The sequence below is a fragment of the Bartonella sp. AU15XJBT genome, assembly GCF_028618615.1.
Taxonomy (GTDB): domain Bacteria; phylum Pseudomonadota; class Alphaproteobacteria; order Rhizobiales; family Rhizobiaceae; genus Bartonella.
Genome location: NZ_JAQITG010000103.1, coordinates 1 through 1,147, shown reverse-complemented (window position 1 = coordinate 1,147; position 1,147 = coordinate 1). Strand labels below are relative to the sequence as shown.

Sequence of the window (1,147 nt, the reverse complement as noted above, 5' to 3'; positions counted from 1 at the left end):
TCAATTATTACGAATCAAGAGTTCTTTTCGGGGCGTTTTTTTGACAAAACCTGCTGTCCAAAGAGTCTCAACTTCTAAAAAGTCAAAATCCTTAAAGATCTCTCTAACCGCATCACAATCATTCAGACTTAAAACAAACTTCCCTTGAATGCCCTTGAGAACTTTTGCCATGTTCACAAAATCATCTTCAACAAAATTTCCAGAACTATAACACTTCTTCTTTACAAGATAAGGCGGGTCTAGGTAAAATAAACTGTCTGGTGCATCAAAAAGCTCAATAACCCGATCCCACGATAAATTTAAGATTGTCGTATCAAGAAGCTTCTGTCTAACACGCCGCATCCTTGATAACAGCTTATCGGGATTAAACTCTGCCGTTCTTTTCCTTCCAAAGCTAAAAGAGACATAATCTTTTTTCCCATACATCACACAACGTTGGAGAAACAAAAAGCGTGCGGCTCTTTCAACTTTGGAGAGGCTCTCTGGTTCAATCGCCGCAAGTTCAAAAAACAACTGTCTTGAACAAACAAACCACTCTAGTCGTTTGGCTAAATCATCAAAGTCATTTTGAACACATTGAAACAGATTCGTGATCTCTCCATTCAAATCATTAATAACGGAATATTTTGCTGGTCTTTTATTGAGGAAAATAACACCAGAGCCTAAAAATGGTTCAACATAGGTTTCATGGTCAATGCTATTTAAAATCGGTATAATTTTCTTACGCAGATAGTGTTTACCACCCATCCACGCAAACAATGTTTGTGTAAATTCTTGTTGCATCATATTTTAAAGGAGAGATTTGATATTTAACTTTTTGTTATCCACTTTTTGAGGTGTGAGAAGCTATTCTCTACGGCGTCCACAAAACGGGAAAAATCAATTACAAACATAAAGACAATAAAGGCTAACCACTTCACAATACGTGACATCATCTTTAAGCCTTGATAGGTTTCTATCATCTCGTGAAGAAGCTGTCGTTCTGTTTGTGTAAGTTCTTGCTCCTCATTACTTTTCTTTCTACTCATTTTGCCAACCACATAAGCGTGCTCCCTGTTGATTATGTTTCAAAATATCTCTTGCTAAATTGGGACTGATCGCGTTCAGATCTTGCTTGTCTAAATAAATGGGCAACCACCCAACACAA

2 protein-coding genes are annotated in these 1,147 nt (G+C 37.1%); both read right to left on the bottom strand.

The window, feature by feature from the left end:
- Positions 1-786, bottom strand: a complete 786-nt coding sequence (locus PVV57_RS10350) for a DNA adenine methylase (RefSeq protein WP_273784051.1) — start codon at positions 784-786, stop codon at positions 1-3.
- Between the two features lie 23 nt (positions 787-809).
- Positions 810-1,040: a hypothetical protein gene (locus PVV57_RS10345; protein ID WP_273784049.1), complete on the bottom strand. Its 231-nt coding sequence runs from the start codon at positions 1,038-1,040 to the stop codon at positions 810-812.
- Positions 1,041-1,147: the final 107 nt, after the last annotated feature.

Excerpts from the sequence above, each read along its gene's own strand:
- PVV57_RS10350 (WP_273784051.1), bottom strand. The coding sequence starts at position 786 with ATGATGCAACAAGAATTTACACAAACATTGTTTGCGTGGATGGGTGGT.